We start from the raw sequence: 23,815 nt of genomic DNA, 5'->3' as shown, positions 1-23,815 counted from the left end.
ATGAAAATCACAGTCCTATCTGGTTATGGCTTAAATTGCGAAAAAGAAACTGCATTTGCATTTATGGAATGCAGCAGAAAACTTGGTATTGGTAATATTGAAGTAAAAATCGTTCACATTAACGATATCATAGATAATCCAGGTGAACTGAAATTAAGCAATATACTTGCAATTCCAGGGGGTTTTTCCTATGGTGATGACACTGGTGCTGGTAATGCGTTTGCTTTACGTATTAAAAACAACTTGTTGGATGAGTTTCAAGAGTTTTTATCTCAGGACAAGCTGATTATAGGAATATGTAATGGTTGTCAGATATTAGTAAAATTAATTCCAGAATTCTCTAGTCTAGCTTTAATCCATAATGATATAGGCAATTATCAATGCCGTTGGATTAGAGTGAGAGTTAATTCAAAGAGTAATTCTGTTTGGCTACGGGGCCTGAGTGAACTATATCTCCCTATTGCTCATGGGGAAGGCAAATTTTTTATGGATCAAGATATTTTGAACCAATTGATTGAGAGCAATTCCACCGCATTACGTTACATTGATAAAAATGGCAACTATGCTAACCTACAATTTCCTTACAATTCGAATGGATCTACATACGACCTAGCAGCTTTATCAGATAAAAGTGGAAGAGTGCTAGCTTTAATGCCCCATCCAGAAAGGGGAATATTTTTTACTCAGCAAGATAATTGGCCCCTTGAAAAAGAAAAGAGCAAGCGTTTAGGTGTTGCTGTGCCAAAATATGGCGATGGAATGCTTATATTTGAAAATGCACTAAAGTATTTTTGTTAAAATTTATTGATAGGGATTTATGGTCGAAATTATCCCCTGATATTGCAAAAAACTTGCTTGACAAGCCTTGCCAGTCCCCTTATCATGAAACTGAAGCTATTTATTTATCTTCGCAATCTGTGCAGGTTAATGACAAAAAACTTAGGGTATTTGGCGTCTCATGTTTAATTTTTCGCACTACGTGCATCGCATGTCTTTAAAAATTTCTGGGTTTTTACCTATATAAGCCGAAACGCGCTTACAAAGCGTTTAAGACAGCAAAAAACGTCAAATTGACAAGGGAGAATTTGAATGCTAGCTACTACGGGGTTTCTTTGCCTTTTTTCCTGCTTAGTAAATTTCTTAAACACTTGCGGTGTAGGTTAGTTGCAAGTTAGAAGCGTATCCGTTCAGCGGAGTGGCAGAATAAGGTAGACAAGGTGATCTAAAAAGATAATCATAGAGCAAAAGTGAAATAATATGGTAAACCTTTTAGAACTTTGCAAAAATTTACAGCAAAAAATAGAAAGGTTAGAAGCAAAAATAGAAAGATTGGAAAAAGAGAATGAAAGTTTAAAAGCAGAAAATAAGGCTTTAAAGATAGAAAATGCTGAGTTAAGAGAAAGACTCGGTTTAAGCTCAAAAAATTCATCAATACCAAGTTCCAAAGAGTTGTATAAAATAAAAAAGAATAAGCCGAAAAGCGAAAGGAATATTGGCGGTCAGGTTGGTCATAAAGGAAGTTTTCGCGCCAACATGGATGCAGATAAAGTAGTAAAGATAGAGTTGCCTAATACTTGCGAATGCGGAGGAGAAATTGCAATATGTGAAAAACCATATATTCATCAGAAAGTTGATCTTCCAGAAATCAAGCCTTATGTAGTGGAATATCAGTTAGAACATGGCCGTTGTCGGAGATGCGGAAAGAGAAGAAGTAGCAAGTTACCGGAAGGTGTTACGCCAGATACATTTGGTCCAAGGGTTAAGTCAATAATTGCAGCGTTCAGCGGATTCTACAAAAATTCAAAACGCGAAATAGCGAGTGTCGTAAATGATATCTTCAATTTGAACATAAGCGTCGGTAGCATATCAAATAGTGAACATAGAGTTGCTTCAAAATGCAAAAAAATGTATGAGCAGATCGAACAAGAGATAAGTAGGAGTAAAGTTCTACATATTGATGAAACGAGCCATTATAACAAAGGTAAACTCGCTTGGTGTTGGATGTTTGCAAGCAATACGGCAAGTTTTGTAAAATTTACAGAGTCAAGAGGAATGAAAGTTTTACAAAATAGTAAATTCTGCAATCGCAATAGCTTGGTAATAACTGACAGGTATGCAGCATAGAATTATTTTGCCGATAAAAACAGGCAAATCTGTTGGGCACATTTATCAAGAGATTTTGAAAGATTAGCACATAGTTGGAATATTGAAGTTAAAGTTCTGGGTTGTTAGAGGTTGTCCGGAAACAAGTAAAAGGCTATAATATCTGAAATTTTAGTACGGGGTAAAGATGAGAAAAAAGTATCCAACAGATCTAAGCGAAAGGGAATGGGCAAGAATAGAAAAACACTTCAGAGTATCATACAAGAAAGGAGGAAGGCCGCCAAAGTATAGCAAAAGAGAAATATTAGAAGCAATTTTCTATGTATTGCGTACAGGGTGTCAATGGCGGTATTTACCAAATGATTTTCCGCTATGGAAGACTGTGTATGAGCAGTTCAGGCAATGGAAGAAGCAGGGAATTTTTGAGAAAATGAATTATGAAATTACAAAATATAGTAGAAGAAAAATAGGAAGGAATGAGCAGCCGAGTGCCTGTATAGTAGATAGTCAATCTGTAAAGACTACAGAAAAGGGGGGATCAAAGGCTATGATGGAAGTAAAAAAGTAAAGGGTAGAAAAAGGCATATAATTACAGACACTCAGGGTTTTATACTAGGTTGTTACGTAGGCGCTGCTAACGAAAATGATAGAGATGGTATTAAAATAGCATTAAACAATATGAGAACAAAATATACTAAAGTTAAAAAAATGTGGGCTGACATGGGATACCAAGGAAGAAATTCAAAGAATCACATAAAGGAAGAATATGACATAGATATTGAAATTGTTACAAGGCCTCCATGTAGATTTTGGGTGCACAAAGATACGCCACCTGAGCTACTACCAACAAGAGAACAAGGGTTTAAAGTACAGCCAAGAAGATGGGTTGTAGAAAGGACTTTTGCTTGGGTTAATAGGAATAGAAGGCTATCGAAGGAGTATGATTTACTCACAACATCCACTGAGAATTTCATATACCTAGCTATGAGTAGGGTTATGTTAAAGAGGGAATATGCTTGAATTTACTAGTTTCCGGACAACCTCTAAATGTACAATAAGAACTAGATTCCAGACTGGAATGACAGCAGTCCTACGTCATACCGCGATTCATTCTCGGTATCTCTAGATCCCGCTAACAAGTAGCGGGATGACGGTTGTCAGGCTAGCTGTCATCCCAGTGCCCAGACACTGGGATCCAGAAATTTTAATTGTAAGTAAGCATACTGGGTTGATAAGTATAAAAGTAGCTAGAAAATAAACATTTTTGATGAGATTATATGGAAAACTGGATGCCAGTGTCAAGCACTGGCATGACACCCTTCACGGACTTTTAAATTACTTTAGCTATAAATATTAAGAAATTTACCAAATGAAAAAAAAAGGCAAAAGAAGCCCTGGGGTTATTATCCGCTTTAAAATATTGGCGTTTTTTATGTTTTAAACGCTTGACAAGCAAGATTAAGCTGCTTTTAATTGCAACTAACTTACGCTGCAAATGTTTAAGAAGTTTACTAAGCAGAAAAAAAGACAAAGAATCCCCGAGTTAGCTAGTCTTTTACTATCTCTGTCGAGTATTGGCATTTTTTGATGTCTTGTAACGCTTTATAAGCGCGTTCAGCTTATTTAGATAAAAATCTAGATGTAGATGAAGTTTTGTAAAGACATACAGTATCTATATACTGCAAAAAATTGAACATAAGACGCCGATACATTAAGTAATCCTTACCTTTTAATCTGCAGATTGGCGAAAGCAAATACAATAGCTTCAGTCTCATGATAAGGGGGCTGGTGAGGTTTGTCAAGGAAGTTTTTTCGTTTCTATGTTGTCAGCTACTTGGATGACGCCAATCTGAGTTAACTACACCAACTCACATTCAGCAAAAAAGAAAGCTATCTCCTTACGAGCATTTTCTAGACTATCCGAGCCGTGGACTCTATTTTCACTAATATCATCAGCAAAATCACCCCTGATTGTGCCTTTATCTGCCTGCTTTGGATTGGTAGCTCCCATGATTTGTCTGTATTTACTTACTGCATTTTCACCAACTAAAACTTGAACTACCACAGAACCAGAGGTCATAAACTCTACTAATTCCCCAAAAAAAGGCCTATCTTTATGAATTTCATAAAACAGCTCTGCTTGTTTTTTTGTTAGTAACATCATTTTTTGTGCTGTGATTTTCAGCCCAGATTGTTCGATGTAGGAATTTATATTGCCTGTAATATTATTTTTTACTGCATCAGGTTTTAAGATTGAAAGTGTCTTCTCAATTGCCATATTATTTCCTTATATAGAATAGTACATTTATAGATTTATTTTATTACAAATTTTAATTTCATAGAAGTGATTTTTTATCTATAATTAAGGACAAATCATCAAGGAGGTATTGTATGGGTAAATGTTATAAAAATAACACTACTAAACAAGCTGAATCTACTACTAGAAAATTAGTAAGTAACTTTAAGTCATCGCTTTTGTGTGGAACAAAAGGGTTTTTGACTTTTAGTCTGGCATTTTTAAGTTATTTGGAATATAGTTCACATCATAATACAAAATTAAAAGAAGGTGCTGCCTTTGCAATGAAAAGAAACACTATTCCATTTCTTGAAATGACAATCATAGCACCGCTTGTTTGTTTTGCACTGCCAGCTATGCTAGGCAGTATGAGCCTCATGCAATGCGCACTTTTATGTGCTGCCTTAATGATTGCCACATGTTTTATTGTCAGAACTTTTCATCTGCGTGAGAAGTTAATGGAAAAAATCACTAACCATAGTAGAAAAGAAATAGACGCGGAATTTAAGAAAGATACTATAAAATTTCCTATTTTTGATCAAAATAGAAAACACATCGAGTATAATTCGCCCAATTCAGGGCAACCACTGAATGAAACGAGTAGCACCTCTCTTTTCGTTAAAGTTTTACTTTTCCCTCTAAAGGTTCTTTTGAAGGTCCTGCAAAGTTGTATAATGCTATCTTTAGCTGCTGTTGAACTTCTTGAAACCGTGCCAAGTTTTTGTGTTGATCTGTTTTTTGATAGAAGTTTTGAATCCACACAGAGTAACATGCAGAGATTTGGCCACTTATTGTATGCAAATGTGAGAAATTTAGTGCCTATAACTAAATTTGATGAGTGTGTAGCTAATTTTATAGGTACCCCGAAAGTAACTTGTTGTAGTAGTGCGTAGGTGAAAAAGGCAGTTATCTTATTTAATCTTGGCGGGCCTGATTCACTAAATGCGGTCCGTCCTTTTTTATTCAACCTTTTTTATGACAGGAGAATAATCAATCTACCGAATCCCTTTCGGTTTCTTTTAGCAAAGTTTATATCTGCGAAACGAGAAAATACTGCACGAAAAATATACGAGGAAATTGGAGGTAAATCGCCAATTCTAGAGAATACAAAAATGCAAGCTAATGCTTTAGAACTAAAATTAAACGAAAATAGAAACCATGTACACAAGGTATTCATCTGCATGCGCTATTGGCGTCCATTTGCTGACGAAGTTATTGAAAGTGTAAAACAGTTTGATCCTGATGAAGTGATTCTGCTGCCACTGTATCCACAATATTCAACTACCACAACTCTGTCATCCATCGAGAATTGGCAAAAAAATGCTAAACGGTATGGCCTAAAATGCAATACAAAAATGATTTACCGTTATTATGATAACCAAGATTTTATTGAAGCTCACGCTAATCTGATAGCTAAGTACTATAAATTGGCTAGCAAAATCGGTAAACCAAGAGTCCTATTTTCAGCCCATAGCTTACCTCTTAGTATTATTAAAAAAGGCGACCCTTACGCTTCACAGGTAGAAAGAAGCGTAGAGTTAATAGTAGAAAAGTTAGCTATTAATAACTTAGATTGGTCAATATGTTATCAGAGTAAGATTGGTCCTGTAAACTGGCTAGAGCCAAGCACTGAAAGTGAGCTATTACGCGCAAAAATTGATGGTGTACCTGTAGTTCTATCACCTATATCTTTTGTTTCTGAGCATTCAGAAACTCTAGTTGAACTTGATATAGAATATAAAGCAATTATCAAGGATGGATATTACTTTCGCGTGCCAACTCTCAGTGCCGATTCTTTGTTTATTAAATGCTTGGCTGATTTATGCATAAATCTCCCTTAAAGCCCTGATTTATAGTGCTTTTCTTTTAGGATTTTATGTGATAGAATAACAGAAAGTTATTATTTTATTAACTATTTCATGCCAAGCAAGCTAAAAGAAAAATCAAATACGGTTGCACAAAAGGTACATGATGCTTATAATCATGATATCAGGAAGGTAATCTGCATCACAACAGGTTTAACAGCCCTATTGTGTAAGATTTCACTGCAATTTTGCTGCGAGTTCATTGACAATAATAGATCCAATATCTTTCTTATACGGAATGTTGCTCGACTAGTAAAGTTTCCGACATCTATTCTATACATTGCCCATTCTGCATTTACTCTACAGGATCTAATTAAGGATTACAGAAACCCTGAGAGTAAAAAAGAGCTGGCAAAAATTGTGGGTAAATCGGCTAATCTTGCAAGCAGCATCATAGAAGCATTGATGATGTTGAAAGTCATCCATTTTTTTACTAGGAGTAATGCAGACGTAATAAGTCACATTCACTTAACATCAACGATCCTATTTCTGTTTATTTCGGAACCTATAAGCTACTATTATTCATGGAGAAAATACCTAGATAATAAGGATCCTGAAAAGTCTGCTAAGTGTAAGAAGGACCTTATTATCAGCACATTAACTTTGTCATTAGGTTTGTTAAACTTCATATTAAAAAGAATGGAGACTGCAACCATACCAATAAACTTAGGTAATGGTATAATCTATAATTTCAACTTAAGCGTAACAGTTAGCATAATATATAGTGCAGTATTTCTGGCAGTTCAGCTTGACAAATTGTTTCAACAACCTGTCAATGATGATCCTTCCACTGAACTTGATAGTGCTGGCCATAACCATATTCAGCACGGTAATGATGGTAATGATCTGCCCGATGGTAACGCTGTGGGAATGTAAGGGTTAGAGGTGAAAAGATTTTATTTCTACTGCCAACGCTAGTACTGCTAATTTGCTAACAATACTCCAAAGTGACAGAATTTTACCTTCCACAACCTGGCTAACATCATGAAACTCACAGTCAGTGGCATTCAAGCTAGAATATACATCTTTTCTGCTATTACATCGGTATAAGTAACATGTTGGAGTATCTCCTATATAGTATATTAGCGGTTCTGCAGAACTGCTTTTAAACATGTCAATGGTTGGTACACCTTCTTGTATAATAACGCTATTGATTGCTATTCCTTCTTTTATCTTTTTCATTTTATGACGCTTTTTTTTATTGAGGTTTAATATTTCCTCTCCACTTGTTGCTGTTATAATGCCCATCCCATATGTGCCATTGCTTGCTTTGATAAAAACGTAAGGTTGTGTTTTTATTTCATATTCCTCATATTTTTTTTGCACTAGAGATAATATTTGGTCAACTTTAGTTGCTACTGCTCCTAGTGACAAATCATCATCAAAATCAACTCCATCACAGCTCTCTGTAAGCACAGAAATTAGCCATGGGTCTATTTTAAATTCGCCACAAAACTCAGATGCTAATTCTTGATAGATTTCAAAATACTTAAATTTCTGCCTGCTATGCCAACCGTATAGTGGGCTTGGTACTATATCTTGCTTTACGTCTTTCAGCGTGTCTGGAATGTGGCTCGTCATATCACGGTTCAGTATAATAACATCAGGCACAAATCCTGAAGTTGTCTTTAGCAGAGAGTTTTCTTTCACAACAGTTTCATACTGTTCTATTAAATTGTATACTTCATTATGTAAAAGGCCAATTCTAGCTTCAAAACCTGCGAGTTGCAGTACTTTCTCTATAACAAATACGTTTTCTATATACATTTTATTGCGTGTATAATTTTCCGGTATTATAAGAACCTTTTTGTATTGATGTCTTTTAAAGTAGCTTTCTATCAATCTTGCTGCCATTGTTCTTGATTCTTCACTTAAGTTATTGAATCCTGCAGGAAATAAATTAGCGTCCACTGGGGCAATTTTGTAGCTGGAGTTTCTAAGATCTATAGAGCTATAAAATGGCGATGTAAGGCCATTAAATTTTGCTTCGAACCAATTATTTATACTTTTTTCCAAATCTGGGTGAATTATGTTTTGCATCTGCACTTTAAATGTTATAAGGAAGGTATTATATTATAAGCTATAGTTGAACATATTTAGTAAATTTGACTAAAGATTAAAGTATAATGAGATTCTTATTTAAAGTGATAGAAAAATGATTCAACACGATAACAATAAAATGTATGGCACTACTATACTGTCAATTAGAAAAGATAAAAGTGTAGTAGTAATAGGTGACGGACAAGTTTCACTGGGCCACACTGTTATAAAATCTGGAGCAAAAAAAGTTAGGCGTCTTTCTGGTGATTCCGTAATTGCTGGATTTGCCGGGGCAACAGCCGACGCATTTACTCTTTTTGAAAGATTAGAATCTAAACTTGACAAGCACCCAGGGCAATTAATGAGAGCATGTGTTGAACTTGCAAAAGACTGGAGAATGGATAAATATCTGAGGAAATTAGAAGCTATGATGATCGTTGCAGATAAATCTATTTCATTAGTAATTACGGGAACAGGTGATGTTCTTGAACCTGAAGATGGAATCGCAGCTATTGGCTCTGGGGGAAATTTTGCTCTATCTGCAGCAAGAGCTTTAATTGACATTAAAGGAATATCAATAGAGGAAATTGCGAAAAAGGCTATGAAGATAGCTGCTGATATATGTGTTTATACAAATCATAATGTGATTATTGAAAAAATAGAGGAGTGATATGTCTTCCAAGCAAAAAACTTTATGCACCAATTTTTCCAATCAGCCTATAACCCTTTCAGAAGGACGGTCTTGTAGTAGTGACACCTACGATGAAAAAAATGACCTCTATAAAGATACTAAGAGTGGTTTTGATTCAAATGACAGCGATGTTCAAGTTAATGACAGTACTCAAGTTTTGTTAGATGACCTGCCACCACAGAAGATAGTTAAAGAGTTGGACAGATTCATAATCGGACAGGATGATGCAAAGCGTGCTGTTGCTATTGCGCTCAGAAATCGTTGGCGTCGCAATCAGGTTCCATTTCCATTGCGTGATGAAATCATACCTAAGAATATATTGATGATCGGTCATACAGGGGTTGGTAAAACTGAAATAGCTCGCCGCTTAGCAAAACTTGCCGGTGCACCGTTTATAAAAATTGAGGCAACGAAGTTTACTGAAATAGGATACGTTGGACGTGACGTTGATTCGATAATACGTGATTTAGTTGATGCAGCAATAGTTTTAGTTAAAGAGAAAGCCCGTAAAGCCTTAGCTAAAAAGGCTTTAATTTTAGCTGAGAAAACAATAGTAAACTCTATGGTAGGCGAAGATGCAACCGAAGAGAGTAAAAAAATTTTTAGAGAAAGGTTGAGGAATAAAGAGTTTGAGGACGGAGAAGTTTCTATTAACGTCAGAGAGAGCAAGAGTATGTTACCTACTTTCGATATACCAGGCATGCCAGGTGGGCAAGTTGGTGTGATGAATGTAACAGAAATAATGGGCAAGATGTTTAACGGGAGCAAAAAAACAAAAACTATTACGGTGAAGGTAAAAGAAGCGCGTGAAATATTAATTAATGAAGAAAGTGAAAGGCTAATGGATGAAGATAAGATAATCAAAGAAGCCATTGATCTTGTTAGTAATGACGGTATAGTATTTTTGGATGAAATAGACAAAATTGCAGCGCGTACAGAAGTAAAAGGTGAAGTAAACAGAGAAGGAGTGCAACGCGATCTGTTACCATTACTTGAAGGAACAACTGTTACAACTAAGTATGGCCATGTAAAAACAGACTATATATTATTTATTGCATCTGGTGCTTTTCATCAGTCTAAACCATCTGACCTCTTACCGGAATTGCAGGGCAGATTACCGATCAGGGTAGAACTTAAGGCACTTACTCAAGAAGATTTAATAAGAATATTAAAGGAACCAGAATCTAGTTTGTTAAAGCAGTACATAGCTTTAATGAAAACAGAAAATGTGACACTTGAGTTCACTGATGATGGTATAAAAACCATAGCTGAAATAGCGTTTACAGTTAATAGGCAAGTGGAAAATATAGGCGCAAGAAGGCTTCACACTGTTATGGAGAAGCTTTTAGATGAGATAAGTTTCATTGCTTCTGAGAAAAATAGCGAAAAATTCATTATAGACAGCAAGTATGTAAAAGATAAACTTGAGTCAATTTCGAAGCAGCTTGATTTATCTAAGTTTATACTTTAGGAAAAACGAAAAGCCTACTTTAAGTAGTATAGAAAGTGTTCAGAAGGTCAGCCAGTAGACCTAAAATTTCAGCTATATTCTTTAGGCTGTTTTTCAACAGTAGAATGGTGTGCTGCGACCTCTTGCTTAACATCTAAGCTTAAGTCAATTATTGAGATATTTTCTTCATCATAATCTATGTCTTTTATTAACATATCGTCAGTAATAGTCAAAAGGTCAGGCGGAGAAAGAATAGTTCTTTTATTACCAGCTCTCATTCCCACAACTCCAAGCTCTATAGCAAGTGGTATTTTTTTATCGCCAACCCTAAATTGCACTGTTTGATCTTTGGCTATATATTCTCCATTATGCTCCTTTACGCTATATTTAACCGATATCTCATCACCGCACCTTACTTGTTTTCCAGTCTTGTTAATTAAGTCATTAAAAACCATCAGATTATTTACTGAGTCGGGATATTTATCCTTTACTTCGATCAGTTTGACGTAATAAGAATTAAAATTCATTTTGTTATCATTGGCAATAGTAACTACACGCTCTCCGCCTTCTTTCATACCTATTACCCCTAAACTCACTTCTTTTAGGTTATCTTGACCTATTTTCAAAGTAACATCAGAAACTTTGCTAGGGAGTGTTGCTAAGTTATTATTAGAAATTTTATATATTTGCAGTAGGACTTCCAGGCCGCAGAAAGCCTTGCTGCCACTGCCTTCAGTAATTTCATAAAAATTTATCGAATCTTCTTCTTTTTGCTGCGTCATTTCTTCTAAATATTCTGTTAGCCCATGCTTTTCAATATAGCGGTCAAGTGCTGATTCAAGTATTGGCTTCACTAGGTAATGTGCTATCGTCTGTATCAAACCACCATGCGTGGCACTTATCTCATAAAGCTTGTCCTTTTTTTCCGGTTTACCTTTGTTTATATAGACAATAGTAAACACAAAAGCAGAAGTTAAAGTGAGAATCATTACTATGGAAATAAGCATTTGTAATATAATTTTTCTAACCATCTTTCTTTACTTGATTCAATAAATCATATAAATAATTAGTATCCCCTGAAAGCGCACTCAAATTATCCAAGCCTTGTTTAAAGAGGCCGTCTATATAGTTCTCTACTTCACTTTTACCAAGCACAGACATAAGATTATTTGTTTTATCTTGTTCGTAGTCTTCAATATCATCCTTAGCTTGAAAGATAAGCCCTAGATTTATTCCATAGTTATATAACGCTTTACGTTGCTTGTCTATAGCATTTCCTATTATAGCGCCTATTTCACATGAAGCTGCAAATAGTTTTGCGGTTTTCATCAAATGAATTTCTTTTATTTTGTTAAAATCTGCACCAATATCTAAAGCCTGTCCTCCCACCATTCCCCTAATTCCTATTGCCTGAGAAAGAACTTTTATGATCTCACAGCGTTTCTCATTTAACGAAGATAATACCTCAAAAGCCAGAGTAAGTAGTGCATCTCCGGCAAGCACTGCTGTTGCTTCATCAAATTTTTTATGGCAGCTTAGCTGGCTTCTGCGAGTATCACTGTTGTCCATGCACGGTAAATCATCGTGAATTAGAGAGTAAGCATGAACAAATTCAATTGCTGCAGCAACTGATATTACTTTTTTAGCTTCCGCGTTAAACACTCGAGATGAAGCTACGACTAAAAAGGAGCGTATATGTTTTGCAGGAGCAAGGAGTATATAACGCATAGCTGATATAAGCTTATTCTCGCTATTTTCGGGTAAGAGTTTATTTACTTCTACAATAAGCAAATTTTTTGTTGTTTCGTCTAGCATTTTTGAATTGTTAATTGTTTAGCACGTAACGCTAGCCAGCTAGGGCAGTAGAAAACTTTACTGTAGTTTACCAGTTATAAAAGATATTGCAAACATAAAAATTTTTTATAACATCAAAGAATAGGTTATTTTTTTGGTAAGAAATGTGAATAGCGAACTAGCAAAGAGCACTAGAGAAGACATAGAAGAAAAAGTAAAAAAGATTATACTAGAGCACATTAGTAAGGATGTAGAGAAATTCAACAGCTCTTCAAAGCTTTCGGAGCATGGTACAGACAGTTTAGATGCAGTTGAAATCATCATGGCGGCAGAAGAAGAGTTCGGAATAGAAATTCCAGATGAAGACGCACAAAAAATGGAAACTATGGAGCAAATAGTTGAGTACATTAATAATAAAAAAGGCTAATAGTTAGTGTTAAATGAGCAGAAGAGTAGTAGTCACTGGTGTTGGTTTAATCACTCCACTAGCGGCAGATGTTGGCAACACTTGGTCAAGGCTAATAAAAAGTGAGTCTGGCATAAAAGCAATCAATACGGATAGATTTGACTCTTCTGATCTTGCTTGCAAAATTGCAGGGCAGGTGCCGTTGCAATCAGACAACATTGAGCACCATTTCAATCCACTAGATTATATTTCTGAGAAAGACTCAAAAAGGACAGATCGTTTTATTCATTACGGTATTGCAGCAGCTATTCAGGCAGTAGATGATTCATTAATTTTGGAAAGCCAAAATATCAATCGGGAACGTGTTGGTGTAACTATTGGCTCTGGTATAGGTGGTCTTCCGTCAATTCAGGAAAATGTAATTACCATGCAGGAAAAAGGGCCCAGACGTGTCAGTCCATTTTTTGTCCCTGCAAGTCTAATAAATTTGATATCTGGCCATATTTCTATTAAATACGAATTTACAGGTCCAAACGATTCAGCAGTAACCGCATGTGCAACAGGTGCGCATGCAATCATAAACTCAGCAAGAACTATAAAACTTGGTGAAGCGGATGTTATGATTGCAGGTGGAGCAGAAAGTGCACTGTGTAGAGTTGGAATTGCAGGTTTTGCATCTATGAAGGCGTTATCAACTAAATTCAATGATAAACCCAAAGAAGCTTCAAGACCATGGGATGCAGAACGCGATGGTTTTGTTATGGGTGAAGGAGCAGGTATATTGGTGTTGGAAGAATACGAACATGCAAAAAAAAGGGGGGCAAAAATACATGCTGAACTGGTTGGGTACGGACTCACAGGAGATGCGCACCACATTACAGCACCACATCCAGAAGGAAGAGGCGCATTTAAGGCAATGCAGCTTGCTTTAAAGAGCGCACAAATTAATCCCAATCAAGTAGGGTATATCAATGCACATGGAACTTCAACGCCACTTGGAGATAAAATTGAAGTAATAGCAATGAAACAGTTATTCGGTGACTACGTTTATAAAATACCTGTTTCTTCAACTAAATCTTCTATAGGACATTTACTTGGTGCTGCAGGGAGCATTGAAGCAATATTCAGTATTCTTGCGTTAAATAATGGAATTATTCCGCCAACCTTAAATTTACACAAGCCTTCAGAAGGATGTGATTTAAATTTTGTACCGTTTAAAGCTCAGGAGCATAAAATTCAATATGCACTTTCTAATTCGTTTGGTTTTGGTGGCACTAATGCATCGCTCATATTTGGACAAGTTTAGTTGATGTCACCCCAGTGTCTTCCTCTTGTCATTCCAGTACCCTCCTCTTGTCATGCAAGCAGCTCTCCTACTGTCATCCCAGCACGTGACACTGGGATGACAAACGGTTGTGAAAGGGAATACATATAAAAATTAAACTATCAATAGCAATTCAAAAAGAAAAAATATTCTATTCATCCCTGAAGAAGTATTTTATTGACAATTTATGAATAAAGATCAATAATGCAGAAAAGGAATTGATAGGCGTATGAATGAATTTAACCACTATTAATTGTACATTATTTGTTGTAATTACATATTTTTTGACGTGCATTATAGCTTGGTGCTTACCTTTCAAAGACATAACATTATTAACAACATTTGTTCCGGCTTCAGTTGCAATTTTGCTAACCATTTATAATAAACAGAAGGTAAGGGATCTTTTTAAACTTAGTTCGCCAAAAAACTGTCTATTAGGGTTTATACTTATTCTGGTAAGTATGCTAATTTCCAATGGTCTTTTGTCAATTTACTGCGGTTTTTCATTTTTCCGAGAGTCTTTTACGTTAGACCGTGTAAAGGATTTGAGTGCAGTTTTGAGTCCATTAGTGATGTTATTTGTTTTATTATCAACCTTTGTGATGTGGATCATTATGTCTCTTGGTGAAGAGATCGGTTGGCGTGGCTATCTTTTGAAAAATCTTAAAAGCAAAATATCAAATTTTTATATCAGAGCAATTATTGTCGGTATTATTTGGTCAGTATGGCACATACCAACTTATGTGGTTGCTGGCTCAGCTTTGTGGAAGGATGGCTTTACATTCCCGACTATTTGTGCTTATACCCTTTATATTTGTGCAATGTCTATAATGTTTACCTGGTTGTTTGAAAAAGACAACTCGATTTGGCCAGTAACTATTGCTCATGCAACAAATAATCTTGTGTATAGTGTTTTGAGCATTCTAATGCCGTCTCCTCCTCTGTCAACTTTCGATGCAGTAATTCGCCTTACATTAGGAGCAGCTGGTTATTTCATTGTTGCAATTGGTGTTATTTGGTTTGATAAAGCTCGAGAGCGTCATTTGAGTAATTCATAGTATAAAATTTCGGGGGCAATTCGCATCAGGTGTCATGCAGGTAGCATGACACTGGGATGATGAGGAAGAAAAAGCAAATTTTGCCTTTTACGGTCAATCTATTATACTTAGTAAGACTTCAATAAACTAATGAATTATACTTTATATCTAATTAAATGCACAAGATATTAATAAGAAATAACTACAAACCTTTGGTCGGAAAAATCAAGATTAATGGCTCAAAAAATGCTGTTTTACCAATAATGGCAGCAAGTCTATTAAGTAGCTCCCCGGTAATTTTGCATAATGTACCTGATTTAATTGATGTGCATCTAATGTCTAAGTTGCTTGAAAGTCTTGGAGCAGAAGTAAACTTTATGCACAATAAAAATTATAAAGCGAACCATACTTTGAAAATTGACTGCAGCAATATCAACAATCACGTGATGCCATATAAAACCGCAAGTAAGCTAAGAACTTCTTTTCTAATATTGGGTCCAATGCTTAGCAGATTTGGCAAAGCGAGAACAGCATTTCCTGGTGGATGCAACATTGGAAAGCGTCCCGTTGATATGCATATTAAAGCATTAGAAGAAATGGGAGCTAAAATTGAAATTGACGGCTATAATATAATTGCAACAGTGAAAGGAAAGCTACAAGGAAAAGAAATCACATTTGAGAAAATAAGTGTTGGCGCAACAGAAAATGTAATAATGGCAGCAACATTTGCAGAAGGAGTGACAACAATAAACAATGCTGCAACTGAGCCGGAAGTTCTTGATTTAATAGATTTTCTGAAGAAAATGGGTGCTGATATTGAAATTGATAATACAAAGGTCATAATAACAGGAGTTGAAGCACTAAATGGATGTGTTCATAAAATAATACCAGATCGCATAGAAGCAGGCACCTATGCACTAGCTGCTATAATAACCGGTGGTAAGTTGGAGTTGGAAGGAATAAATCTATCTGATATAAGGTGTATTACAAATGAGTTGGAGACTATAGGAGCTATGGTTGAACTGTATGATGGAGGCATTGTTATTTCCAGAAAAAATGGCTCTATTAAGTCTGCTAACGTTGCGACAGATCCATACCCCAATTTTCCCAGTGATATGCAACCACAACTGATGTCTGCAATGTGCATCGCTGATGGGATATCAGTAATTGAAGAGAACATTTTTGAAAACAGATTTACACATGCAGATGAATTGAGAAAGTTAGGTGCTAATATCAGCATCGAGAAAAGCAAAGCTACTATAAGTGGAATAAAAAGCTTATCTGGAGCTAATCTATATGCTACTGACTTAAGATCAACAGCAGCTTTGGTGCTTGCTTCTTTGGTAGCCGGTGGAGAAACTATAATAAACAATTCACATCATTTATGGAGAGGATATGAAGCAATGCATGAAAAACTCAATTCATGTGGAGCTGATATCTCCATTTCGTCTTGAGGATATTTTATGAATGAAGCAACCAAACGAACTATAGTAAAAGAAATAGATGCAATCTTATATGAAGAACATAAGGTATTAGACCATGGATTTATTCGAGTAGTGGATTATATGGGCTCTGATAGCGCTATAGTTCAAGCTGCTCGTGTTTCTTATGGTAAGGGAACAAAACAGATAAGTCAGGATGAAGCACTTATAAAGTATTTAATGAGACATCATCATACAACTCCATTTGAAATGTGTGAAATTAAGTTTCACGTGAAACTTCCAATTTTTGTTGCAAGGCAATGGATAAGGCATAGAACTGCAAATGTGAATGAATATTCAGCAAGGTATTCAATACTTGATAATGAATTTTATACACCTAAACCAGAACAAGTTGCAAAACAATCTGACAATAATAAACAAGGTAGCGGGGAAGCTTTTGATCCAGATACCTCAAAGGAAATAATAGATTCTCTAACAAATGACTCTAATTTAGTATATTCTCATTATGAAAAATTTATTGAGCAGGGGCTTGCAAGAGAAATTGCCAGAACTAACCTAATGCTTAATTACTACACGCAATTTTATTGGAAAATAGATCTGCATAATCTCCTTCATTTTTTGAAGCTTAGAGCTGATAAGCATGCCCAATATGAAATCAGAGTTTATGCAGAAGTTATGCTGGATATAATAAAAAAATGGGTTCCACTGGCCTACAATGCCTTTGTTGAATATTGCCTAGAATCAGCCTGTATTTCAAGAACTGGTCTAGAAATAATTCGCAAATTAATTAAAGGGGAAAACGTTACTAGAGAAGAAAGTAATATTGGTAAAAGAGAATGGGGCGAGCTGATGTCTATACTTGATAAACAATCTTAAAGATAAAGGCATACGTGTCAATCTCCTCTGTCAGTTAACTCTCGTTCACCAGATTGAATCTTGCTTTTTACATCACATTAACTCATCACTTTTATAGAACATCTCATTAAAATCATTTAGAGTTCCAAAATCCTGACCCTTGATAAACAGGTGATCATTAGCAACATGTGCTTCATCAAGAGTAAACAGCTCGTAATGATGATTGTGAGCGGGCCTAACAATTTCATTATATAAAACCATTACTTGTTCGTAGTTATATCCATCGCCAGCATGATATTTACCACGTACGGTATCATAAAAATTCTTTACATCATCATATGTCACTTGCAGCTCCACCTTATACTTTCCCACTTCAAGAGGACTTCCTGTCTTTATTTTTAAGGGATGTTGTGAATTTGCAACACTGTTAGAAGTTTCTGCTTCAATATCAGAATTTTTATCCATATTTTCTATCACACTTGCCATAACAGTTTCTTGTTCATCTTCTGTTGGTTTTGTTTGTTTTTCAGTCTTATTACTGCTACTGTCAGTTTCCACAGTTAGAGGTTGTCCGGAAACAAGTAAAAGGCTATAATATCTGAAATTTTAGTACGGGGTAAAGATGAGAAAAAAGTATCCAACAGATCTAAGCGAAAGGGAATGGGCAAGAATAGAAAAACACTTCAGAGTATCATACAAGAAAGGAGGAAGGCCGCCAAAGTATAGCAAAAGAGAAATATTAGAAGCAATTTTCTATGTATTGCGTACAGGGTGTCAATGGCGGTATTTACCAAATGATTTTCCGCTATGGAAGACTGTGTATGAGCAGTTCAGGCAATGGAAGAAGCAGGGAATTTTTGAGAAAATGAATTATGAAATTACAAAATATAGTAGAAGAAAAATAGGAAGGAATGAGCAGCCGAGTGCCTGTATAGTAGATAGTCAATCTGTAAAGACTACAGAAAAGGGGGGATCAAAGGCTATGATGGAAGTAAAAAAAGTAAAGGGTAGAAAAAGGCATATAATTACAGACACTCAGGGTTTTATACTAGGTTGTTACGTAGGCGCTGCTAACGAAAATGATAGAGATGGTATTAAAATAGCATTAAACAATATGAGAACAAAATATACTAAAGTTAAAAAAATGTGGGCTGACATGGGATACCAAGGAAGAAATTCAAAGAATCACATAAAGGAAGAATATGACATAGATATTGAAATTGTTACAAGGCCTCCATGTAGATTTTGGGTGCACAAAGATACGCCACCTGAGCTACTACCAACAAGAGAACAAGGGTTTAAAGTACAGCCAAGAAGATGGGTTGTAGAAAGGACTTTTGCTTGGGTTAATAGGAATAGAAGGCTATCGAAGGAGTATGATTTACTCACAACATCCACTGAGAATTTCATATACCTAGCTATGAGTAGGGTTATGTTAAAGAGGGAATATGCTTGAATTTACTAGTTTCCGGACAACCTCTGATACCAATTCTCATTGTTGTCCAGTCAAATAGGAAACATTGCAGAGTTGTTTAATTGTGGAGCTGGCAAGAGAAGTAATAAATTTGCACAAAGCACCCTCAAGTAGAGCAATTGTATCGTATATTTTATTGCGCAAAATGTTCTGTTTTATATATAACCAAAGCCTCTCAACAGGATTTAGCTCAGGTGAGTATGGAGGTAGGTATATAATGTCGATATTTTTAGGTACCTTTAAATTTTTTGACCTATGCCAACTAGCACAGTCCATAACGAGAAAAGCCTCTCGTGTTTCTAGATATTGCGAAATTTGCTCAAGAAATATGTTCATGCAATCAGTGTTGACATTTGGTGCAAATAAGCTAGAACTCTCTCCATTTCTAGGATTAACTGCACTATAGAGATAGAAATTTTGCCTACCTAATTTTGTTTTAACCTGTGTTCTAATCCCCTTTTTAAACCACCCATGTCCAACTTTTGAATGTGTGCCAAACCGTGATTCATCAAAGAAAAATAGCTCTTTTTCTGGATACTTGCTAATAGCTCCATTGAGATTTTTTTTTGAATTCCTCTTGTTTGCTTTTATCTTGTCCATTATGAACTGGTCTTGGTGTAATATATGAGAATTTCATCTTTTGCATATGGCGGTGTACTGTAGATTTGCTGATATTTAATCCGAACTTTTCCTGGATTCTTATTCTCATTTCTTTAATGGTGATATTAGGATTTTCTTCTATCCACTCTTCAATTTGCTGTAGTTGAGCCTGATTTAATTTAGTTTTTCTACGACGTTGTGAAGGAGCAAACAGTTTTTCTTCTCTGCCAATTTTCAAGAGTTTTACCCACGAAGTTAGTGCGCTTCTTGAAATGCAATATATTTTTGCTACAGCCGTTATACTGTACTTTTTTGCTGCAATTACAGCATTTAGTTTTTTTGAAACATATGCATTATTCATTACTTTCTTCAGCATTTCTTTTGCTGATTCTACTACTTTTTCATCCAATAATTTTGATCTTAATGCCATTTAAACCTCGCTATTTTACTTACTTCAGTATGGCTTTTCTTCCATCATTGTCCATCTGTTTGCCCTGTAATGGGAATTGGTATTAGGTAAGGAATGGTGACCTGTTTAGGTAAGTAGTCATAAATGTTAGTAACATATTTTCTTAAATCAGAATTTGCCTTTAGTGCTGCATAAATGCTATTGTACAACTCATTTATAGCTTGAATTTTTTCCATAATTAACCCTCACAGACACGGCTATTGCAATTTGCAGGTGGCAGATGGTGTCATTCCAGTGCTTGACACTGGAATGGCTTTGTTGCATCGCTAGCTATGATGGATTAAAGATAAAAAAGATAGGGAATATCAGTAGCTTATTATTCTGGTATTTATAACAAGAACGGTCAGTGAATACCTAAATTTGAGTAAAAGAAATTTCACTACCACTCACTAATCCGGCTAAAATTCAAGAATTTCAATGCTTTAGCTATTTTCAATAGAATTAAATTTATTAATATAAATAACAAATTACTATTCTTAAATTTGATCAGATTGATTGCAAAAAAACAAGATTTTCAATAGGTTGCTTATAATCCTAACTATAGTTAGCCTTTCATAAGTAGCGATGCAACAAAGCCATTCCAGTGTCAAGCACTGGAATGACATCATCCTTTTTTGGGATTCCAGTGCAGCTACTTGCATCTGCAAATTGCAATGTTCGTACAACTGTGGGTGCTAAGTTTTACAAACACCGTTGTGCTGAACCTTGAATATCCACTTCTTTCAATTCAGTGTCAGGAGCGATGGGTTTTGATATTGTGTATGTAATGCCACCAGCTATCAATGCAGATACCACAGAAGCTGCAACTATTAATAGAGCAGACAATCCGGAAGCAATACTAAGAGCAGCACCTACTGCTAACATAGCTGCAAGGCTCGCGTAGGCAACTTTTGGGGAAAATTGTCTTTTTCCTACTTTTTCTAGTGACACTTCATTTGTTTTAGTTTTGCCCAGTTCACCCTCAAGTGGTGTGTTTTCATTCTCCAGACTTCTTATTTTTTGTGTTAGTGATTCATTCTCTTTATTGAATTGTTTCAACTTAGTCTCATGTCTAGCTATACAACTTTTTGATTCTGCTAGTTCCTTTTGCGCTTTTTCTAACAACACTTTTGTTTTAGAATGCTTATTTTCGTTTTCTTCTAATTCGCTATTAAGCGTTGTATTTTTACTTTCTAGATCTTGTATTTTTTGTTCTAGTGATTCATTCTCTTCATTGAGTTTCTCCAGTACTTCCAATTTAGTCTCATGTTCAGTGACACAATTTCTCAATTCTGTTAGTTCCTTTTGCGCTTTTCCTAGTCCACCCTCAAGTGTTGTGTTTTTACTTTCTAGATCTTGTATTTTTTGTTTTAGCAATTCATTCTTTTTCTGCTCATCCTTTAGCTGAGTACGTAATTCTTTTAACTTAGCTTTACGTTTTTCAACCTTTTCTGCTTTTTCTGGAGTTTCCGTTGCGTTGTGTGTTTTGGAATGAGAAAAGGTACTAGGTACAACTTCAGATGGCTGATCACACATACTGTTTAGTCTATCTATTAGGTCTTCATCCTTTATCAATGAGCGATCTGCTCCATATTTTATCAAAAGTTTTACTGATTCTTTAGCGCTTTTTGCAGCAGCATAGTGTAAAGGGGTCACGCCATCTTTATCTTGTGCATTAATGTCTTCTCCATCTTCTAATATAGATTGGTCTAAAGCTTCAGATTCATCTGCATCAAAATATATTCCACTATCGCCACTATTACTTTTATTTAAAAAGATCTGTTCCCCATTATATGTAGTATACTGCTCTGGATGTTGACTGTGCAAGTCATTATGTTCTATGCGCTTCTGATTATTGGCAAGTCTTTGTTCTGCCTCTTGCAACTTTTGCGCCATAGCATCTCTTTCTCTTATAGCCTGTTCTTTTTCTAATGTATCATCTACTTTGTCTGTATTGTTTTCATTAACGATTGAGTTTGAAGAAGTCTGTTCATCCTCATCTTGTACATAGATTTTTCTGTTGTTTGGTGTAGTTCCGTTGTTCTCTTCCTGATCTCTTGCATTACATGCTTGCACTGCAGCAGTTGCGTTATTTCCGTTCACAGCTAAATTTCCTGGAGTTTTATTATTAGGCTGCGGTAAAGTGCCTTGTCTATTTTGTCTTCTCGTAGCTCCTGCCTCAGCATAACGTTGTTCTCCTTCCTCTAACATTTCTATTATAGCCTTTTTACCTTTTACATCACCGACAATATCCCTTGGAGTTCGGCCTTGACTATCTTTTAGTAAAGGATTTGCGTCATTATTCAATAAAAGCTGAACTATCTCTTGATGACCATGCAAAGCAGCAATGTGCAAAGCAGTTAGCTTAGACTTAGCTTCATCAAGTTCATATATTGGTTCATTAACTTTTGCTTCCTTTGCTAGTAGGAGTTTTACTATTGGTACACTGTTACATTCCACAGCAAGATGTACCAACATATAATTTACAATTTTGTCTGAATCTAATATACTGAACATCTTATCTATCTTCAAATTGTTATAAGTGCTATATACTATTGAGTCTGCATCTTTTAGCTCACTTCCTATTCTTTCAAGTAAATTATTCTCATTTAAACCTTCACTCTTGCTTACCTCATTTATTATTTCAAAAAACTTTTCCTTTTTTATTGCCATAACCTTTCCTCTCAATTTATTTATTATTGCTGAACAGTCTCACAAAAAAGTTAAGTTTGTCGAAATTCCATGTTTGATCTAAAAATTAGTCATAAACATTTTCTTGTCTGTCATCCAAGTAGCTGACACTGGTTCACTCTATAATGGTGTCACAGCAGTCCTACATCATGCCACCGCGAACCGTCATACCGCGATTCATTCGCGGTATCTCAGCCGCTAACTGTTCTCCCTCATCATACCGTCACGGTATCTCCAGATCCCGCTAACACGTAGCGGGATGACGAGTTACTTAACCGTCATACCTTAGAGGTTGTCCGGAAACTAGTAAATTCAAGCATATTCCCTCTTTAACATAACCCTACTCATAGCTAGGTATATGAAATTCTCAGTGGATGTTGTGAGTAAATCATACTCCTTCGATAGCCTTCTATTCCTATTAACCCAAGCAAAAGTCCTTTCTACAACCCATCTTCTTGGCTGTACTTTAAACCCTTGTTCTCTTGTTGGTAGTAGCTCAGGTGGCGTATCTTTGTGCACCCAAAATCTACATGGAGGCCTTGTAACAATTTCAATATCTATGTCATATTCTTCCTTTATGTGATTCTTTGAATTTCTTCCTTGGTATCCCATGTCAGCCCACATTTTTTTAACTTTAGTATATTTTGTTCTCATATTGTTTAATGCTATTTTAATACCATCTCTATCATTTTCGTTAGCAGCGCCTACGTAACAACCTAGTATAAAACCCTGAGTGTCTGTAATTATATGCCTTTTTCTACCCTTTACTTTTTTTACTTCCATCATAGCCTTTGATCCCCCCTTTTCTGTAGTCTTTACAGATTGACTATCTACTATACAGGCACTCGGCTGCTCATTCCTTCCTATTTTTCTTCTACTATATTTTGTAATTTCATAATTCATTTTCTCAAAAATTCCCTGCTTCTTCCATTGCCTGAACTGCTCATACACAGTCTTCCATAGCGGAAAATCATTTGGTAAATACCGCCATTGACACCCTGTACGCAATACATAGAAAATTGCTTCTAATATTTCTCTTTTGCTATACTTTGGCGGCCTTCCTCCTTTCTTGTATGATACTCTGAAGTGTTTTTCTATTCTTGCCCATTCCCTTTCGCTTAGATCTGTTGGATACTTTTTTCTCATCTTTACCCCGTACTAAAATTTCAGATATTATAGCCTTTTACTTGTTTCCGGACAACCTCTTAACATAGATCCCGCTAACAAGTAGCGGGATGACGGTTGTCGTTTAGCTATAAACATTAAGGAATTTACCAAACGAAAAAAAAGGCAAAAGAA

21 protein-coding genes and 2 pseudogenes are annotated in these 23,815 nt (G+C 35.7%); 14 read left to right on the top strand and 9 right to left on the bottom strand.

Annotation, left to right across the window (positions count from 1 at the left end; genetic code table 11):
* The 3 genes and pseudogenes from ABWU31_RS06670 to ABWU31_RS06660 all read left to right on the top strand — a co-directional run bounded on the left by ABWU31_RS06670 (position 1) and on the right by ABWU31_RS06660 (position 3,123).
* A complete protein-coding gene (locus tag ABWU31_RS06670) occupies positions 1–798 on the top strand; it encodes a phosphoribosylformylglycinamidine synthase subunit PurQ (protein ID WP_353271222.1) in 798 nt (265 codons plus the stop codon).
* 459 nt (positions 799–1,257) lie between these two features.
* Positions 1,258–2,229, top strand: a pseudogene (locus tag ABWU31_RS06665) (IS66-like element ISWen3 family transposase); the annotation flags it as partial.
* Positions 2,230–2,290: 61 nt separating this feature from the next.
* A protein-coding gene (locus tag ABWU31_RS06660; protein WP_353271062.1) for an IS5-like element ISWpi1 family transposase occupies positions 2,291–3,123 on the top strand; the annotation gives its coding sequence in 2 pieces (ribosomal slippage) (positions 2,291–2,660 and positions 2,660–3,123; 834 coding nt in all).
* A gap of 838 nt (positions 3,124–3,961) precedes the next feature.
* Here ABWU31_RS06660 and ndk read toward each other — a convergent pair.
* Entirely contained in the window at positions 3,962–4,381 is a 420-nt protein-coding gene (ndk, locus tag ABWU31_RS06650) for a nucleoside-diphosphate kinase (RefSeq protein ID WP_182309846.1), read from the bottom strand.
* Positions 4,382–4,494: 113 nt separating this feature from the next.
* On the opposite strand from ndk, the gene ABWU31_RS06645 reads away from it, so the two are divergent.
* The 3 genes from ABWU31_RS06645 (at position 4,495) to ABWU31_RS06635 (ending at position 7,140) form a co-directional block, all read left to right on the top strand.
* A complete protein-coding gene (locus ABWU31_RS06645; RefSeq protein ID WP_353271221.1) occupies positions 4,495–5,292 on the top strand; it encodes a hypothetical protein in 798 nt (265 codons plus the stop codon).
* The gene (hemH, locus tag ABWU31_RS06640; RefSeq protein ID WP_236514410.1) at positions 5,293–6,240 is read left to right on the top strand and encodes a ferrochelatase; all 948 of its coding nucleotides are present in this window, start codon (positions 5,293–5,295) and stop codon (positions 6,238–6,240) included.
* Between the two features lie 78 nt (positions 6,241–6,318).
* Positions 6,319–7,140, top strand: a complete 822-nt coding sequence (locus ABWU31_RS06635) for a hypothetical protein (RefSeq protein ID WP_265029904.1) — start codon at positions 6,319–6,321, stop codon at positions 7,138–7,140.
* Positions 7,141–7,143: 3 nt separating this feature from the next.
* Here ABWU31_RS06635 and gshA read toward each other — a convergent pair whose 3' ends face one another.
* A complete protein-coding gene (gshA, locus tag ABWU31_RS06630) occupies positions 7,144–8,304 on the bottom strand; it encodes a glutamate--cysteine ligase (protein WP_006279841.1) in 1,161 nt (386 codons plus the stop codon).
* 115 nt (positions 8,305–8,419) lie between these two features.
* Here gshA and hslV point away from each other — a divergent pair, with 115 nt between their 5' ends.
* Positions 8,420–8,974 carry an ATP-dependent protease subunit HslV gene (gene hslV / locus ABWU31_RS06625; protein WP_077188416.1) on the top strand — a complete coding sequence of 185 codons (555 nt, stop codon included), beginning with the start codon at positions 8,420–8,422 and terminating at the stop codon, positions 8,972–8,974.
* 1 nt (position 8,975) lies between these two features.
* Positions 8,976–10,466, top strand: coding sequence for an ATP-dependent protease ATPase subunit HslU (gene hslU, locus ABWU31_RS06620; protein ID WP_077188417.1), 1,491 nt, complete (start codon positions 8,976–8,978; stop codon positions 10,464–10,466).
* Between the two features lie 68 nt (positions 10,467–10,534).
* On the opposite strand, the gene ABWU31_RS06615 is transcribed toward hslU, so the two are convergent.
* Both ABWU31_RS06615 and ABWU31_RS06610 read right to left on the bottom strand, forming a co-directional pair.
* Positions 10,535–11,476, bottom strand: a complete 942-nt coding sequence (locus tag ABWU31_RS06615; RefSeq protein WP_006279838.1) for an FKBP-type peptidyl-prolyl cis-trans isomerase — start codon at positions 11,474–11,476, stop codon at positions 10,535–10,537.
* The gene (locus ABWU31_RS06610; RefSeq protein WP_077188418.1) at positions 11,469–12,260 is read right to left on the bottom strand and encodes a polyprenyl synthetase family protein; all 792 of its coding nucleotides are present in this window, start codon (positions 12,258–12,260) and stop codon (positions 11,469–11,471) included. The genes ABWU31_RS06615 and ABWU31_RS06610 overlap by 8 nt, the downstream gene beginning before the upstream one ends.
* Before the next feature lie 181 nt (positions 12,261–12,441).
* On the opposite strand from ABWU31_RS06610, the gene acpP reads away from it, so the two are divergent.
* The 5 genes from acpP to thyX all read left to right on the top strand — a co-directional run bounded on the left by acpP (position 12,442) and on the right by thyX (position 17,324).
* Complete coding sequence (gene acpP / locus ABWU31_RS06605) at positions 12,442–12,666, top strand: acyl carrier protein (protein WP_213863337.1); 225 nt, start codon at positions 12,442–12,444, stop codon at positions 12,664–12,666.
* A gap of 13 nt (positions 12,667–12,679) precedes the next feature.
* Positions 12,680–13,951, top strand: a complete 1,272-nt coding sequence (gene fabF, locus ABWU31_RS06600; protein WP_353271220.1) for a beta-ketoacyl-ACP synthase II — start codon at positions 12,680–12,682, stop codon at positions 13,949–13,951.
* Between the two features lie 479 nt (positions 13,952–14,430).
* Entirely contained in the window at positions 14,431–15,027 is a 597-nt protein-coding gene (locus ABWU31_RS06595) for a CPBP family intramembrane glutamic endopeptidase (RefSeq protein ID WP_010082032.1), read from the top strand.
* Positions 15,028–15,182: 155 nt separating this feature from the next.
* A complete protein-coding gene (murA, locus tag ABWU31_RS06590; RefSeq protein WP_006279833.1) occupies positions 15,183–16,460 on the top strand; it encodes a UDP-N-acetylglucosamine 1-carboxyvinyltransferase in 1,278 nt (425 codons plus the stop codon).
* 9 nt (positions 16,461–16,469) lie between these two features.
* Positions 16,470–17,324 carry an FAD-dependent thymidylate synthase gene (gene thyX, locus ABWU31_RS06585; protein ID WP_015589436.1) on the top strand — a complete coding sequence of 285 codons (855 nt, stop codon included), beginning with the start codon at positions 16,470–16,472 and terminating at the stop codon, positions 17,322–17,324.
* Between the two features lie 72 nt (positions 17,325–17,396).
* On the opposite strand, the pseudogene ABWU31_RS06580 reads toward thyX, so the two are convergent.
* Positions 17,397–17,867: pseudogene (locus ABWU31_RS06580) on the bottom strand (hypothetical protein); the annotation flags it as partial.
* A 58-nt stretch (positions 17,868–17,925) separates the two neighbouring features.
* On the opposite strand from ABWU31_RS06580, the gene ABWU31_RS06575 reads away from it, so the two are divergent.
* Complete coding sequence (locus tag ABWU31_RS06575; protein WP_353271068.1) at positions 17,926–18,759, top strand: IS5-like element ISWpi1 family transposase; 834 nt, start codon at positions 17,926–17,928, stop codon at positions 18,757–18,759.
* Positions 18,760–18,795: 36 nt separating this feature from the next.
* On the opposite strand, the gene ABWU31_RS06570 is transcribed toward ABWU31_RS06575, so the two are convergent.
* The 4 genes from ABWU31_RS06570 to ABWU31_RS06555 form a co-directional block, all read right to left on the bottom strand.
* Positions 18,796–19,807, bottom strand: a protein-coding gene (locus ABWU31_RS06570; RefSeq protein ID WP_353271144.1) for an IS630 family transposase whose coding sequence is annotated in 2 segments (ribosomal slippage) — positions 18,796–19,344 and positions 19,346–19,807 — 1,011 coding nt in all. Because the reading frame shifts where the segments join, the coding sequence is not laid out codon by codon here.
* A gap of 44 nt (positions 19,808–19,851) precedes the next feature.
* Positions 19,852–20,022, bottom strand: a complete 171-nt coding sequence (locus ABWU31_RS06565) for a hypothetical protein (protein WP_353271219.1) — start codon at positions 20,020–20,022, stop codon at positions 19,852–19,854.
* A gap of 505 nt (positions 20,023–20,527) precedes the next feature.
* Entirely contained in the window at positions 20,528–22,498 is a 1,971-nt protein-coding gene (locus tag ABWU31_RS06560; RefSeq protein ID WP_353271218.1) for an ankyrin repeat domain-containing protein, read from the bottom strand.
* Positions 22,499–22,828: 330 nt separating this feature from the next.
* Entirely contained in the window at positions 22,829–23,662 is an 834-nt protein-coding gene (locus ABWU31_RS06555; protein WP_353271068.1) for an IS5-like element ISWpi1 family transposase, read from the bottom strand.
* Positions 23,663–23,815: the final 153 nt, after the last annotated feature.

This window comes from Wolbachia endosymbiont (group A) of Alloplasta piceator, from assembly GCF_964028505.1.
Lineage (GTDB): Bacteria > Pseudomonadota > Alphaproteobacteria > Rickettsiales > Anaplasmataceae > Wolbachia > Wolbachia pipientis.
Note: the sequence above shows the minus strand (reverse complement) of the source record. Positions and strands in the feature narration are given on the sequence as shown.